General features: G+C 69.7%; 11 protein-coding genes. 9 read left to right on the forward strand and 2 right to left on the reverse strand.

Translation table 11 applies throughout. The features are described 5' to 3' along the window. Positions 1-2 precede the first annotated feature (2 nt). The 6 genes from HPY23_RS11635 (at position 3) to HPY23_RS11660 (ending at position 5,801) form a co-directional block, all read left to right on the forward strand. Positions 3-887, forward strand: coding sequence for a type 1 glutamine amidotransferase (locus HPY23_RS11635; RefSeq protein WP_099954418.1), 885 nt, complete (start codon positions 3-5; stop codon positions 885-887). A gap of 109 nt (positions 888-996) precedes the next feature. Further along, entirely contained in the window at positions 997-1,701 is a 705-nt protein-coding gene (gene gntA / locus HPY23_RS11640) for a guanitoxin biosynthesis heme-dependent pre-guanitoxin N-hydroxylase GntA (protein ID WP_099954419.1), read from the forward strand. After that, positions 1,691-2,365, forward strand: coding sequence for a DUF1989 domain-containing protein (locus tag HPY23_RS11645; protein WP_236012602.1), 675 nt, complete (start codon positions 1,691-1,693; stop codon positions 2,363-2,365). The genes gntA and HPY23_RS11645 overlap by 11 nt, the downstream gene beginning before the upstream one ends. A gap of 46 nt (positions 2,366-2,411) precedes the next feature. Then, positions 2,412-3,413 carry an SDR family oxidoreductase gene (locus HPY23_RS11650; protein ID WP_099954420.1) on the forward strand — a complete coding sequence of 334 codons (1,002 nt, stop codon included), beginning with the start codon at positions 2,412-2,414 and terminating at the stop codon, positions 3,411-3,413. 84 nt (positions 3,414-3,497) lie between these two features. Continuing rightward, on the forward strand, positions 3,498-4,676 hold the full coding sequence (locus HPY23_RS11655) for a zinc-dependent alcohol dehydrogenase (RefSeq protein ID WP_099954421.1): 1,179 nt from the start codon (positions 3,498-3,500) through the stop codon (positions 4,674-4,676). Between the two features lie 48 nt (positions 4,677-4,724). Further along, a complete protein-coding gene (locus tag HPY23_RS11660) occupies positions 4,725-5,801 on the forward strand; it encodes a patatin-like phospholipase family protein (protein WP_099954422.1) in 1,077 nt (358 codons plus the stop codon). On the opposite strand, the gene HPY23_RS11665 is transcribed toward HPY23_RS11660, so the two are convergent. After that, a complete protein-coding gene (locus HPY23_RS11665) occupies positions 5,777-6,979 on the reverse strand; it encodes a DUF2252 family protein (RefSeq protein ID WP_099954423.1) in 1,203 nt (400 codons plus the stop codon). The two genes, HPY23_RS11660 and HPY23_RS11665, sit on opposite strands and share 25 nt — an antisense overlap. Positions 6,980-7,178: 199 nt before the next feature. Between HPY23_RS11665 and HPY23_RS11670 the strand changes: the two genes are divergently transcribed. From HPY23_RS11670 to HPY23_RS11680, 3 genes are all read left to right on the forward strand, one after another. Continuing rightward, complete coding sequence (locus HPY23_RS11670; protein WP_099954424.1) at positions 7,179-8,555, forward strand: deoxyribodipyrimidine photo-lyase; 1,377 nt, start codon at positions 7,179-7,181, stop codon at positions 8,553-8,555. 282 nt (positions 8,556-8,837) lie between these two features. After that, on the forward strand, positions 8,838-11,093 hold the full coding sequence (locus tag HPY23_RS11675; protein WP_420813155.1) for a PAS domain S-box protein: 2,256 nt from the start codon (positions 8,838-8,840) through the stop codon (positions 11,091-11,093). A 200-nt stretch (positions 11,094-11,293) separates the two neighbouring features. Then, entirely contained in the window at positions 11,294-14,092 is a 2,799-nt protein-coding gene (locus HPY23_RS11680; RefSeq protein WP_099954426.1) for a hybrid sensor histidine kinase/response regulator, read from the forward strand. Between the two features lie 19 nt (positions 14,093-14,111). Here HPY23_RS11680 and HPY23_RS11685 read toward each other — a convergent pair whose 3' ends face one another. After that, positions 14,112-15,857 carry a methyl-accepting chemotaxis protein gene (locus HPY23_RS11685; protein ID WP_099954427.1) on the reverse strand — a complete coding sequence of 582 codons (1,746 nt, stop codon included), beginning with the start codon at positions 15,855-15,857 and terminating at the stop codon, positions 14,112-14,114. Positions 15,858-15,970: the final 113 nt, after the last annotated feature.

The raw sequence follows: 15,970 nt of genomic DNA on the forward strand, positions 1-15,970 counted from the left end.
TCGTGAGTTCAGCACAACCGGTATTCCGCTTCCTGGTGGCCGAAAGCGAGACCCCGGAGGCGCGCAAGGCGAGACGCGACAGCGTAGGCCATTCGTCGGGTGAGACCTACCTCGACATCCTGCGCAGGCTCGCGCCAGGCGCCACCTGCGACCGCATCCAGCCGGCCGACGCCGACGCGGCGCTGCCGCCCGGAGCCAGCCTGACCGAGTACGACGCGGTGTTCCTCACCGGCTCGCCGCTGCATCTCTACGAGGAGACGCCCGAGACACGGCGCACGGTCGACTTCATGCGGGCGGTGTTCGCCGCCGGCACCCCGGCCTTCGGCTCCTGCGCCGGGCTGCAGGTCGCGACGGTCGCCGCCGGCGGCAGCGTACGCCCGAACGCGCGCAGCCCGGAGGCCGGGTTCGCTCGGCGGATCACCCCGACCGAGGCGGGACGTACGCATCCGCTCCTGGCAGGCCGGCCCGCTTCCTACGACGCGCCGGCCATCCACACCGACGAGGTGGAGGCGTTGCCGCCCGGGGCGACGCTGCTGGCCGGCAACCGGGTCACGGCCGTGCAAGCCGCCGAGATCCGCTTCGAGGGCGGCGTGTTCTGGGGTGTGCAGTACCATCCCGAGATCGGCCTCGACGAGGTGGCTGGGGCCCTGCGCCGACAGGCGGAGAGCCTAGTGGAGGCGGGCCTCGCCCGAGGCGATGAGGACGTCGAGGCATTCGCCACGCAAATCGATGCCCTGCACCGTGAGCCCGGGCGGCGGGACCTTGCTTGGCGGCTCGGCCTGGACGAGCAGGTCACGGACGAGCGGCTGAGGCTTGCCGAATTGCGTAACTTCATCGAGGCGCTTGCCCGGTTCAGAAGGGAAGTGCTCGTGGTTGTGGGTAAGTGACCCTGCCCGAACACGGCGTGGAACGAGGCCGCACTGACGTCGTTGCCTGGAGCCGCGGCACCCCGTGCGGATTCCGTGTGCACCTTCGTGACTTGCGTGCCGAGTTCCCATGCAACTACCCCGAGACGATACCAATCACCCGAGGGCCGAGGCTTTCCGCGCCTTCATCCGCGATGCCGGCTTTCCCTGCGTCGGCGCCAAATCGGCCTTGTCCAAGGGCCAGATGCGTGTCCTGGTCGCCCGCGACATCACCTCGGCGTGGGACGACATGCGCATCTACCCCGCGCTGATCGCCTTCGCCGCGCGCTACCGGCAGCGACCTGACCTGTTCCAGAGCTTCGCCGTCATCTTCGAGGGTCCGGGCGACCTCGACGAGGAGGGCTTCGAACGGCACCTCTGGGATCGTGTGCAGTCGCTCGCCGACAAGGACGCCTGGCTCGGCCATCCCTGGGATGACCGCGTGGCGCGGGAGCCTGACAACCCGCACTTCTCGCTGAGCTTCGCCGGCGAGGCGTTCTTCGTCGTCGGCCTGCACCCGAACGCCAGCCGGCCGGCGCGTCGGTTCTCCTCGCCGGTGCTGGTGTTCAACCTGCATGCGCAGTTTGAGCATCTCCGAGAGGCGGGCCGGTATGAGAAGCTGCGCTCTTCCATCCTGCAGCGGGACGAGGCGCTCGCCGGTTCGGTCAACCCGATGCTGGCACGGCACGGCGAGACGTCGGAGGCGCGCCAATACAGCGGCCGGGTCGTCGGCGAGGAATGGCGCTGCCCCTTCCGCCCACGTGGCACGAATGCGGGAGGCGCCGATGTGCGTTGACGCCGCCACCCACGAGATCGCGCCGCGCTCGGGCGTGGCCTTCACCCTCGACAAGGGCGACCGCCTGACCGTCATCGATCCGCACGGCGAGCAGGTGGCGGATCTCCTGGCCTTCAACCGCCACGACCTCGAAGAGGTGATCTCGTCCGGCCGCACCCTCGACTACGCGAGCCGGATCTACCTGACGACCGGCGATCCGCTCTACTCGAACCGCTCGAACGTGCTGCTGCGCATCGTCGAGGACACGGTGGGCCGCCACGACTTCCTGCTGACGCCGTGCTCGGCCGATACCTTCCGCATCATCTACGGGGACGCGGACCCGCACCGCGGCTGTTTCGGCAACCTCGCGGCGGCGCTCGCTCCATACGGCGTCGCGCCCGACCGCATCCCGGTGGCGTTCAACTGCTTCATGAACGTGCCCGTCGACGGCAGGACGGGCGTCATCACGGTCGAGCCGCCGCTCAGCCGGGCCGGCGACCGCATCACCTTCGAGGCCGAGGCCGACCTCGTCATCGGCCTCACCGCCTGCTCGGCGCTCCAGTCGAACAACGGCAGCTTCAAGCCGATCCACTACCGCATCGAGCGGTGCCGCCAAGGCGGGCGCGACGGCGGCGACCTTGGCGAAAGCGACGCCGGTCGCAACGCTTCCGCGTCTGGCGCGTAGCCATGCCGTGCCCCGAACCGGGGACTTGGCACGGAGCAGATTGAACATGGCGCACAAGCCGCTGCGCGAGCAGGTCATCGTCGTCACCGGCGCGTCGAGCGGCATCGGCTTGGCGACCGCCCGCATGGCCACCGAGCGCGGCGCCCGCGTGGTGCTAGCCGCCCGCAGCAGGGACGTGCTCGTCCGGATCGCCGCCGAGCTCGGACCGAAGGCCGCCTACGTCGTGGCCGATGTCGGCCGGCGCGAGGACGTCCAGGCCATCGCCGAGAAGGCGGTGGCGACGTTCGGTGGATTCGACACCTGGGTCAACGTCGCCGGCCTGACCGTCTACGGCCCCTTGCGCGAGATCGCCTACGAGGACCATCAGCGCCTGATCCAGACCAACCTGTGGGGCACGGTGAACGGCTCGCTCGTCGCCGTGGAGCACCTCCGCCGACGAGGCGGCGCGCTGATCAACGTCGGCAGCATCGCCTCCGACCTCGCCTTCCCGTTCCAGGGCCTCTACGCGGCCTCCAAGCACGCGGTGAAGGGCTTCACCGACACCTTGCGCATGGAGATGATCGCAGACAGGGCGCCGGTCTCGGTCACCCTCGTGAAGCCCGCCTCCATCGACACGCCGCTGCCGAATAGGGCGCGCAACTACATGGACCGCCAGCCCACCCTGCCGCCGCCGATCTACCCGCCCGAGGAGGTCGCCAACGCCATCCTGCACGCCGCCGTGCATCCGCAGCGGGACATCTTCGTGGGTGGCGGCGGCAAGCTGTTCGTGATGGGCAAGGAGTTCGCGCCTGGCGCCTACGACGAGCTCGCCCCGGCCATCATCGCCCTTCAGAAGCGGGCCGAGGAACCAAGGGACCCCCAGGGCGCCCTTCATGCGCCACGGCATGCCGGAGCAGTCCGCGGCGACCCGCCAGTCTACGTCATGCGCACCAGCGCCTACACCCGGGCGACTCTGCATCCCCTCGCGACGGCCAGCGTGCTCGCCGCCGGCTTGGCCGCCACGGCCGCCGTGATCCTCGGCACGCGGTCAAGACCGCGCCGCCGCTGACCTCCAACGCCTCGCCGCGCCCGGAACCTGGTCGCGGCCGACCTTCTTTCCCACCCGATACCCGACGACCGGAGATGACCGTCCATGAAAGCACTCACGTGGCAGAGCCGGGGCAAGATCACCTGTGAGACCGTGCCCGACCCGAAGATCGAGCACGGGCGCGACGTCATCATCAAGGTGACCGCCTGCGCGATCTGTGGCTCCGACCTGCACCTGATGGGCGGGTTCATGCCGACGATGGAGTGCGGCGACGTCCTCGGCCACGAGACCATGGGCGAGGTCATCGAGGTCGGTAAGGACAACCACAAGCTTAAGGTCGGCGACCGCATCGTGGTCCCCTTCACCATCTGCTGCGGCGAGTGCCGACAGTGCAAGTGGGGCAACTGGAGCTGCTGCGAGCGCACCAACCCGAACGGCAAGCTGCAGGCCGAGACCTACGGCTATCCTCTGGCCGGCCTTTTCGGGTTCTCGCACATCACTGGCGGCTACGCGGGAGGCCAGGCCGAGTACCTGCGCGTGCCCTACGCCGACGTCGGGCCCATCGTCGTGCCCGAGGGTCTCACCGACGAGCAGGTGCTGTTCCTGAGCGACATCTTCCCGACCGCCTACCAGGCCGCCGAGCACTGCGACATCGGTCCCGAGGACACGGTCGCCATCTGGGGCTGCGGCCCGGTCGGCGTGCTCGCGGTCAAGTGCTGCTACCTGCTGGGCGCCAAGCGCGTCATCGCCATCGACAGCGTGCCCGAGCGCCTGGCGCTCGCCCGTGAGGCCGGAGCGGAAACCATCGACCTGTCCAAGGAGAACGTGCAGGAGACGCTGATGGAGATGACCAAGGGGCTCGGCCCGGACTCGGTCATCGAGGCGGTCGGCATGGAGTCCCACGGAGCCGACACGATGCTCCAGAAGGTCACCTCGGCCATCATGGAGCACACCGTCAGCCTTGAGCGGCCCTATGCGCTCAACCAAGCCATCCTCGCCTGCAGGCCAGGCGGCAACGTCTCGATGCCGGGCGTGTTCGCGGGCCCGGTCGGTCCCGTCGCCCTCGGCATCCTGATGAACAAGGGCCTGACCCTGAAGACCGGGCAGACCCACATGGTGCGTTACATGAAGCCGCTGATGGAGCGCATCCAGAACGGCGACATCGACCCGTCCTTCATCATCAGCCATCGCTCCACCAACCTGGAGGACGGCCCGGCCCTGTACGATATGTTCCGGGACAAGAAGGACAACTGCACCAAGGTCGTCTTCAAGCCGCACGGCTGACGCCAACCGGGTCACGGCCGGGTACGGCCTCAACGCGCGAAGGAACGGATGGTGGACGACACACGCGACCTCGCCCTGGTCTTCGCCGGCGGCAATGCCGTCGGCGCCTACCATGCCGGGACCTACGAGGCGCTGCACGGCCACGGGCTCAGGCCCGGATGGGTCGTGGGCGCCTCCATCGGCGCGGTGACGGCCGCCATTATCGCCGGCAACGCTCCAGAGGACCGGGCCGCCAAGCTCCGGACGTTCTGGGACGAGGCGACCCAGGCCACGGGGCCGAGCCCGACCGGGTTGCTCAAGCCGCGCCAGGTCTACAACGGGTTGCATGCGATCCTGGCGCTGGCCGGTGGGCGGCCGACCATCTTCGGCCACCGTTTCCCGGGCCTATGGTCGGCCCTGCCGTGGGTGCCGAACGACGTGGCCCTGTTCGACAACAAGCCCCTGCTGCGAACGCTGGAACGCCTCGTCGACTTCGAGCGGCTGAACCGAGGCGGTACGCGCCTGACGGTCGGGTGCGTCGACATCGAGACCGGCGAGGAGGTCTACTTCGACACTGCCCGCCAGGAGGTCCGGCCGGAGCACATCCTCGCCAGCACGGCCATCCTGCCGGCCTTCCCGCCGGTCGAGATCGGCGGGCGCGTCCTATGCGACGCGGGCTACACCAACAACCTCCCCCTAAACCCGCTCTTCGAGACCGAGCCGGGGCGGGACCTCCTCTGCATCGCCTCCGACCTGTTCTCCCTGAGGGCGCCGCGTCCCGCATCCCTCGACGCGGTGCTGGAGCGGGCCAACGACCTCATCTTCGCCAGCCCGCCGCGCCGGGCGATAGCGGGGCTGAGGCGCGAGTACGCGTTGCGGGAACGGCTCGATCCCGCGGGGCCGGCGGTGACGCTGCTGCACCTCGTCTACCAGGCGGGTGCGGAGGAGCTCGCGGCCAAGAGCTTCGACTTCTCGCCTTCGTCCATTAGCGACCGCTGGACGGCGGGTGTACGCGACGCGGCGCAAGGGCTTGGAGTGTTGAAGTCCGGCAAGAGCGAGAAGGGACGATTCCGGTATCTCAGCCTTCCCGATTGCCCCGACGCCCCGAAGACCGCCGCGCCTCAGGCGGCCTCCGCGGTGGCGTAGCGCCGGCAATGCTGCAGGTAGCCGACCTCGTGGCGACCGGCGAGCTCGACCACGCTCGACCAGAGCCACGAGGGCGCCTGCTCCCCGCCGTCCGTGCCTCGCATGACCTCGTCCCGCCAGCCCGCGCGGGTGGCCTCGTCCATCTGCCGCCCGTGTGCCTTGCCGACGACGTGGGCGAGGTAGTGCGCCGCCCGAACCGCCTCCTCGCGGCTGAACTGGTCGACGTCGAGCTTCAGGTCCTGCGGGGCGAGTTCGCGCATCACTACCGGCTTGCCGATCAGGCTGACCGGCAGCATGCGCTCGCCCAGGTTCGGCGAGAGCGCCCGGGCACCGGTGACCACCCGCTCGGCCGGGTCGGCGGGCATCCTCGCGCCCGTTGCCGCCGGCGCCGCGGGCTCGACGGCCTCCTTGAGGTCGACGAGCGCCAGGCGGCGCTTGCCGCCGTCCTCGATGCGCACGAGGGCGGCGTAGCGCAGGAAACCGAGCGAGGAGCAGCCCTTCATCCAGTAGGCCGCGTCGATCAGGCGGATGTCGGCGTTCTCGCCGCGGCCATTCAGAGCCAGCAGCAGTCCGCGTACCTGCTCCTCCTCGAACAGGTCGCCCAAGGCATCCCGTTCCGTCTCATCGAGCGCCCAGAACTTGCGCCCGAGCGGGATGGAGGGCTCGACGTCCTTCAGGCGTTCGCGGGCGAGGTGCTTCCAGCGACGACCGAGCGCCTGACGCCGCACCGTGCGCACCACGTCAGGCTCCGGCGGTACCCCGTCCCCGCCGGGTCCAGCGAGCCCATTTGCGTAACCTCGGACCATCTCTTCCAGCATTCGCGCCGTGACTACGCCTGGCAGGTCTGAGCCCCGCGCGGCGCTCGCCAGCGGCAGCCCGAGGCGGACGAGGTCGTGCGTCGGGTTGCCGACGACCGTCTGGTCGAGGTCGCGGACCTGTATGTCGACGTGCCCGTCGGCGTCGGCGAGCGGGCCCAGGTTGCCGAGGTGGCAGTCACCGCAGATCCAGACCGGCGGACCCTCCGGCAGGGTGCCACGTGCCAAACCGTCCAACCACTCGTAGAACCGTACGGTGTTGCCCCGGACGTAGGCGTGGGCGGACCTCGCCATTTTCAGCCGGCGCTGCCGCTCCAGCACCGCCGCACGTTCCTCGGGACCATGGCTTCCGGCTTTGGGCATCTTGTCGTCTCACGCACGTTGCGCGGCCCTACTCCCTTGCCGCGCCCATCAACGCACGAGAACATGTGGGCAACGCGCGTCGTTTCGTCTCCTCCGTGGATTACCGGACCGGCTTGTCCGTGCGGGGACTGCGGGGAGAAACGCCCTATGTGGCTCGGGCCGACGCCCCCCGCACCACGCTCCCGGAACCTTGCCGCGCATGATCCAGCCGACCCGCATCAAGCCCCTCAACGACATGCCCTTGCGGGAGCGAGCCGCTTACGTCCTGTACTGGATGGGGCTGTCCCAACGCGTCCACTTCAACCCGGCCCTGGAATACGCCGTCGAGGAAGCCAACAGGCTCGGGCTTCCGGCGCTGGTCTGCTACGGGCTTGCCGAGGGCGTCCCGGAAGCGAACGCCCGCCACTGGGCCTTCCTGCTAGAGGGGATGGCAGAGGTCGGGCCGGAGCTGGCCAAGCGCGGCATCGCCTTTGTCGCCCGACGGCAGACGCCGGTCGAGACGGCCTTGCTCTACGCGGCGGACGCCGCCCTGGTCGTCTGCGACCGCAACTACCAGAAGCCGGTGCGCCGCTTCTACGCCGACTTCGCAGAGCGGGCGCCGTGCCGCGTGATGCAGGTCGAGGGCGAGGTCGTCGTGCCCGTCGAGACTGCCTCTCCCAAGCACGAGGTCGCCGCCCGCACCCTGCGGCCCAAGCTCCGCCGGCTCCTGCCCGAGTACCTCGTGCCTCTGGACGAGCGGCCGGTCGCCCACCGGGCGGACCACCTCCGCTTCGAGAGCACGCTCGACCTCTCTGACGTGCCGAAGCTGGTGGCCGGCCTGAATGCCGACCAGAGCGTGCGGCCGGTGCGGCGGTTCAAGGGCGGCACGGCGCGGGCTGAGGCGACGCTGGGCCACTACCTGGACGCCCGCTTCAACCGCTACGCCCAGGTGCGCGGACGATCCGAGGCGGGGGCGGCCTCGCACATGAGCCCCTACCTGCACTACGGCCAGATCTCGCCGGTCGCCATCGCGCTCAAGGTGCTGGCAGCCGCGACTGGCGGCGAGGACGACAAGACGGCTTACCTGGAGGAGCTCGTCGTCCGGCGCGAGCTCGCGATGAACCACATCTTCTACGAGCCGAACTACGATAGCTACGAGGCCGTCCCTGCCTGGGCCCGCAAGACGCTCGATGCGCACCGGGGCGACGAGCGCCCCTACCTCTACACGCCCGAGCAGTTCGAGCAGGGTTTGACGCACGACCGCTACTGGAACGCGGCGATGATGGAGATGCGCGAGACCGGGTACATGCACAACCACATGCGCATGTACTGGGGCAAGAAGATCCTGGAGTGGTCGGCCTCGCCCGAGGAGGCGTTCGAGACGGCGCTGCGGCTGAACAACAAGTTCTTCATCGACGGACGCGACGCGAACTCCTTCACGAACGTGACGTGGCTCTTCGGCCTGCACGACCGGCCTTGGGGTTCGCGCCCCGTCTATGGCAACGTTCGCTCGCTTGGCGCGGCGACCCTCAAGAAGTTCGACGCCGACGGCTATGTGCGCGAGGTCGAGCGCCTCGCCGCCGTCGAGCGTTCCTGACGAGGCTCCTGGGGATCCGCTCTGGCATGCCAGCACCGGTTTCGGTGACGGGCTTGTACCGGACGCGCTGTTTCGAGCACATAAGCGATTCCGATCCCGCACGGACCCGCCCGCCGGATGCAAGGCCCGCCCGCAACCTCTCCGAACCCATTTCCCGGCGGCGGCGCGATGGCCGTCCGGATGCGGGAGCACGACTGGGACGCGAGCGCACTTGGTCCTGCCACCGCGTGGCCGGCGGAGCTGACCGTCACGGTTCGCACGATGCTCCGGGCCGCCACTCCGATGGCGGTCTACTGGGGTCCGGAGCTCCTCATCCTCTACAACCTCTCATGGGGAGCGCTTGTCGGCGGCAAGCATCCCGGCGCCCTGGGTCGACCGGCGCGGGACGTCTTTCCCGAGGCGTGGCACGAACTCGGGCCGATGTTCGCCCGAGTTCTCGACGGCGGCGAAGCCGTGGAGGTGCAGGACCAGCGGCTCGTCCTCGACCGGAACGGCATGCCCGAGGACACCTGGTTTACCTACAGCCTTAATCCGATTCTCGACGCGGAGGGTCGGGTCGCCGGCATCCTGAACGTCGCGCAGGAGACGACTGGGCGCGTGCGCGCCGCCTCCGGCTTGGTCGAGAGCGAGGAACGGTTCCGCAGCTTCGCGGAGAACTCGGCCGACGTGCTCTGGATCGCGAACCCGGATGGGGGCCGGCTTGAGTACCTGAGCCCGGCCTACGAGCGCGTCGGGGGTGACCGGCGCGAACTGGTGATGGGCGACCTCGCGCGCTGGGCCTCGCTCGTCCACCCGGAAGACCGGGAGCGTGCCTACGCGGCTATGCCGCGCCTGCTCTCCGGCGAGACCCACACCGTCGAGTACCGCATCGTGCGGCCGGACGACGGGGCCGTGCGCCACATACGCGACACGGGTTTCCCTATTCGCGACGCTGGAGGCGGCCTGCGGCGCTTGGGTGGCATAGCGCAGGACGTCACCGCGGAGCACGCCCGGGAGGAGGCGCTTGAGCGCCGCATCGCTGAGAGCACGGCTGAGCACGACCGGGTCTGGCGCAACTCGCGCGACCTGCTGGTGGTGGTCGGCGTCGACGGGGTATTCCGCGCGGTGAACCCGGCCTGGAAGGCGATCCTGGGCCACGACCCGGCCGAGGTGGTGGGACGCAGCTTCCAGGAGTTCATCTGGCCCGAGGACGACGTCGTCACGCGTACGGCACTGACCTACGCGGCCACGGCGGAGGACCTCACGGCCTTCGAGAACCGCTACCGCCACCGGGACGGCACGCCGCGCTGGATCTCCTGGCACACGGCCGCCGAGGGCGACATCGTCTACGCCTACGGGCGCGACGTCACCGCCGAGAAGGAGCGGACGGCGGCGCTCGCCGAGGCGGAAGAGGCCCTGCGGCAATCCCAGAAGATGGAGGCCATCGGTCAGTTGACCGGGGGCGTGGCGCACGACTTCAACAACCTTCTCACCATCATCCGCTCGTCGGTCGACTTCCTGCGCCGGCCCGACCTGCCGGAGGAGCGTCGCCGCCGCTACCTGGATGCGGTCTCGGATACGGTGGAACGGGCCGCCAAGCTCACCGGGCAGCTCCTCTCGTTCGCGAGGAGGCAAGCGCTCAAGGCGGAAGTCTTCGACGTCGTCGCGTGCCTGCGGGGCGTGGCGGAGATGCTCGATACCGTCACCGGCGGGCGTATCCGCGTGGTGACCGAGCTTCCGGACGTCGCCTGCTTCGTGCGTGCCGACCGCAGCCAGTTCGAGACGGCGCTTGTCAACATGGCGGTGAACGCCCGCGACGCCATGGACGGCGAGGGCACCCTGAAGCTGCGCCTGGCGTGCGGGGTGGGCAAGCCCGCCATCCGCGGGCACGCCCCGGTGCCGGGACCCTTCGCCGCCGTGTCGCTGACGGATACGGGCTGCGGCATCCCGCCTGAGGCCGTCGGGCGGATCTTCGAGCCGTTCTTCACCACCAAGGACATCGGGAAGGGCACGGGGCTCGGGCTGTCCCAGGTTTTCGGGTTCGCCAAGCAGTCGGGCGGCGACGTGGGCGTGGCGAGCGCGCCGGGGCGCGGCACCACCTTCACGCTCTACTTGCCCGAGACGGAGCCGGGCAACTCCGAAGGGGTCCAACAGCCCGAGACCGAGGACGCGGCGACCGTCGGCGGAGCCGGCCGGCGCGTGATGGTGGTGGAGGACAACGTCGAGGTCGGGCGTTTCGCGACGCAGATCCTTGAGGACCTTGGCTACGAGACGATCTGGGCGGCTAACGCCTCGGAGGCGCTGGCTCATCTTGGCGGGGCCCGACACGACTTCGACGCGGTGTTCTCGGACGTCGTGATGCCGGGCATGAACGGGGTCGAGCTCGCGCGCGAGATCCGGCGACGGTGGCCGGACCTGCCCGTGGTGCTTACCTCCGGCTACAGTCACGTGCTCGCCCAGGAAGGCGGTCACGGCTTCGAGCTCCTTCAGAAGCCGTACTCCGCCGAGCAGCTCTCGCGCATCCTCCAGCGCGTGGCCCGTGCACCTGTCGGCACGTGAGACGGGGATTCGAACCCGCCGGAGCCGTGCCGTCTCGGTCCTCGGCGGCCCGGGCGGCGGGGCAACCTCAAAGCCATCGCGGCGTTTCCGGGACGCTGCCGCAAACCCGCCATCACGACGCATCATGGCCGACCGGAAACGGCAAACGGCGGGAAGTTCCTCTTGTCAGCCATCGCCTCGACCAGACACGACCCCGGAACATGTCCGAAAGCACCTCGTCCTTGACCACCGCATGCCTGTCGGGAGGCGGACAGATGGGCGCTCGCATGCGCGCCCACGACTGGTCGTCCTCGCCGCTCGGCGCGCCGGAGACCTGGCCGCAGGCGCTGCGCTCGGTCGTGAGCCTGATGCTCGGCTCCAGGTTCCCGATGTTCGCGGCCTGGGGGCCGGAACTCGCCTTCGTCTACAACGACGCCTACGCGGAGATCCTCGGCGACAAGCACCCGGCCGCCCTGGGCCGCCGCTTCCGTGACATCTGGTCCGAGATCTGGGACGCCGTCACGCCATACGTCGACAGCGCCATGGCGGGCGAGCCGACCTGGGCCGAGAACCTGCCGTTCACGATGAACCGGCACGGCTACGACGAGCGGACCTACTTCACCTTCTCCTACTCGCCGATACGCGACGATGCCGGCGTCGTCGGTGGCATGTTCTGCGCCTGCACCGAAACCACCGCCAAAGTGCAGGCCGAGGAGGCCTTGCGCGCCAGCGAAGCCCGCGCCTCGGGCGTGCTGGAGGGCATGGGCGAGGGCTTCATGCTCCTCGACCGCGACTTTCGCATCCTGCAGATGAACGCCGAAGGTTTCCGGCTGGAGGAGCGGTCGCCCGATCAGATCGTGGGCCGCTCGCATTGGGAGGTCTACCCGGGCTCCGAGGCGATGCCCATCGGGCACATGTACCTGCGCGCGATGCAGGAGCGCATCTCCCTCACGCTGGAACACCGCTATGTCTGGCCTGACGGGCACGCCGCCTGGCTGGAGGTGAGGGCCTACCCGCATCCGGAAGGCCTGGCGCTGTTTTATCGCGACGTGACCGAGCGACGGGAGCGCGAGGACGCGTTGCGCGAGGCGGAGGCGCGCTTCCAAACCATCGCCAACTCCATCGATCAGATGGTCTGGTCGACCCGGGCGGACGGCTACCACGACTACTACAATCAACGCTGGTACGACTTCACCGGCGTGCCGCCTGGCTCGACCGACGGCGAGGAGTGGGAGGACATCGTTCACCCCGACGACAGGGAGCGGACCTGGACGGTCTGGGGCGAGTCCCTCGCGTCGGGCGAACCCTACCGGATCGAGTACCGGCTGCGGCATCACACCGGCCAGTACCGCTGGACGCTCGGACGTGCGTTGCCGATGCGCGACGCGTCCGGGCGGGTCACCCGCTGGTTCGGCACCTGCACCGACATCCAGGACATTGTCGAGGCGCGCGAGGTGCTCACGCGCTCGCGCGAGGAACTCGAAGCGCTGGTGACGGAGCGGACCGCCGACCGCGACCGCATGTGGCGGCTGTCGACAGACATCATGCTGGTCGCCCGCTACGACGCCACCATCGAGGCGGTGAACCCGGCTTGGACGACGCTGCTCGGCTGGGGCGAGCGCGACCTCGTCGGCGGTGCTTTCATGGACCTCGTCCACCCGGACGACGTGCCGGCGACGCTTGCCGAGGTCGGCAAGCTTTCGGAAGGCCTGACCACCCTGCGCTTCGTGAACCGTTACCGGCACAAGGACGGCAGCTATCGGTGGCTCTCGTGGACGGCGGTTCCGGCCGAGGACCTCATCCACGCGGTCGGTCGGGACGTCACGGCCGAGAAGGAGGCGGCGCACGCCCTGGCCGAGACCGAGGAGGCTTTGCGGCAATCGCAGAAGATGGAGGCGGTAGGCCAGCTCACCGGCGGCCTCGCCCATGATTTCAACAATCTGCTCACCGGCATCTCCGGCAGCCTGGAGCTGATGCAGACCCGGATGAGCCAAGGCAGGCTGTCGGACCTCGACCGTTACATGGCGGCGGCGCAAGGGGCGGCCAAGCGTGCCGCGGCATTGACCCATCGGCTGCTCGCGTTCTCGCGGCGCCAGACGCTCGACCCGAGACCGACGGACGTGAACGCCCTGATCCACGGAATGGAGGAGTTGGTCCGCCGCACGGTGGGTCCGTCCGTCCACATCGAGGTGGTGGGCTCCGCGGGCCTATGGCCGGCGCTGGTGGACCCGGGCCAGCTTGAGAACGCGCTGCTCAACCTCTGCATCAACGCACGCGACGCCATGCCGGACGGGGGCCGCATCACGGTCGAGACCGCCAACCGCTGGCTCGACGAGCGCATCGCCCGCGAGCGCGACATGCCGCCCGGGCAGTACCTGTCCCTCTGCGTCACGGACACCGGCACGGGCATGGCCCCGGATGTCGCCGCCAAGGCGTTCGAGCCGTTCTTCACGACGAAGCCCATCGGTCAGGGCACCGGGCTCGGCCTTTCGATGATCTACGGCTTCGTGCGCCAGTCCGGCGGTCAGGTCCGCATCTACTCCGAGGTCGGGCAGGGCACGACCGTCTGCCTGTACCTGCCTCGCCACCACGGCGACGTCCTTGCCTCCGAGGACATGCCGGACCTCGCGGGGGCGCCTCGTGCCGAGAGGGGCGAAACGGTGCTGGTCGTCGACGACGAGCCTTCGGTGCGCATGCTGGTGACGGAGGTGCTGGAGGACTTGGGCTACACGGCCATCGAGGCTGCGGACGGCCCCGCGGGACTGAGGGTGGTGCAATCGGACGCTCGCGTCGACCTCCTGGTGACGGACGTCGGCCTGCCCGGCGGCATGAACGGGCGGCAGGTCGCGGACGCGGCCCGGGTGAGCCGCCCGGGCCTCAAGGTGTTGTTCATCACCGGCTACGCCGAGAACGCGGCGGTAGGGAACGGCTACCTCGACCCCGGCATGGAGATCCTCACCAAGCCCTTCGCCATGGAGGCGCTGGCCTCGCGCATCAAGGACATGATCGGGCGAGGCTAGCCGGGGGAGGGGCCCTCCTTCAGGCTGCCAAGCCAAGCCTACCATTCAACGCCGGGTGCCGCAGGCCGGACTGAATTTCGAGACCCGCCGCGCCACCCTCGGACCAGGCGACTGCCGCCGGCATGCGCCCACCGTCCGCCGTCTCGAACTCGACCGCCTCGCCTGAGGCGAGCGGTGGCACGTCGGTGACGCGGGCACCGTGGGACGAGACCTCGACGAGGCGCACCGGGTAGCGGCGGCCCCGCGAGTGCAGGAAGCCCGCTTCGGCGACGGCGATGCGCACGGCGCCGCGGCGCTCCTCCAGGTCGGTCGTGACCCGCTGGACGAATTGGCTCACGGAGCAGGCGAGGTCGGCGGCGACCGCCTTGAGGGACTCGGACGCGGATAGGGCGCTGTCGGCGTGGCGCTGCGTCTCCCGGGTGGCCCGCGAGACCGAGACGGCGCCGGCGTGCGCCTCGGAACTGCCCTGGGCGACCTGTGCCACCGTGCGGGAGATCTCCTGGGTCGCCGCCCGCTGCTGATCTACCGACGCGGCGATGGACGTCGTCAGGGCGTTCACCTCCTGCGTGGCCGAGGCCATCGCGTGGACGGAACCGACGGTGCGGCGCGTCGAGGCCTGGATGGCATCGACCTGGGACACGATCTCGTCAGCGGCCTTCATGGTCTGGCCCGCCAGCGCCTTCACCTCCGAGGCTACGACCGCGAAGCCCCTGCCGGCCGCACCGGCCCGCGCCGCCTCGATGGTGGCGTTCAGCGCCAGGAGGTTCGTCTGGTCGGCCACCGACTTGATCAGGCCCGTGACCGCGCCGATGCGGTCGGCCACGACCGCGAGCTGCTCGACTTCCTCGTTCGTGGTCCGCGCGATCTCCGTCATGTGCGCGATGAACTCGCGGGCCCGCTCGGTCTGACCGGCAATGTCGGAGATGGAGGCGCTGAGCTCCTCGGCGCCCGCCGACACCGAGAGCACGTTCCGCGCGGTTGCCGACGCCGTGGTCTCCGCGTTGGCAGCCTGTACGCTCGACTGCTCGGCGACCCCGTTGAGGGAGAGCGCGGTCTCGCGCATGCCGCTCGTCTCGCGTTCGACCTTGTGCTCGATCTCGACCAGCGCGTCGCGGAACTCGGCGACGACCTCGCCGAGGCGCCGCTGGCGGTGGACCTCCAGGTTGCGGTCCTGGCCGGCGGCGGCCTCGGCACGGCGCTGCGCCAGCACGCTGTCGGCGGCATGACGGGTCGCTTCCTCGGCCGAGGAGAGGGCCTTGGCGAGTTGGCGGGCGGCCAGCACCAGGGCGGCGGCTTCCGTTACGAGGACCAAGGCGTGAAGGACGACGCGCAGGTACTCGGCGCCGTTGGGGAACACGGCGGCCGGGTAGAGCACGTTGAGCGCGAGGTGGTGGACGGCGACGACGCCGGCCGCCACCAGGATCGAGGACCAGCAGCACCATCCGGCGGCGACCGCGAGGGCGGCGAAGAACACCATGTGGACGTCGATCTGCAGGTGCGTGCCGGAGGAGACGAGCACCAGCAGGCCGACCAGCATCATCAGGGCGGCTGACGAGAGATGGCGGGTGATGGCTGCCGCCCGATGCCGCCGGGCAGCCACGAGGGCCGCTCCCGGCAAGAGGAGCGCGAGCGCCGTCACAGGCACCGGCATGACGTCCCGCCACCAGGCGAGCGCCGTGACAAGGGTCGCGAGGGCTCCGAGCGCGCCGGTCATGACCGGCAGGAAGGCGAGGCGGAGGCGGTCGAGGCTGCTGCTGTCGGTCATCACGGCTGTGATTAGGCGTGGAATAAGGACCCCGTTTCCGGGGTGATCGGCGTCCAAACGGGACCCCCAGGATACTTCATCCAGACTGCCTCCCGCATTCGGAACGGGAGGCT

The organism is Methylobacterium ajmalii, assembly GCF_016613415.1.
GTDB classification, from domain to species: domain Bacteria; phylum Pseudomonadota; class Alphaproteobacteria; order Rhizobiales; family Beijerinckiaceae; genus Methylobacterium; species Methylobacterium ajmalii.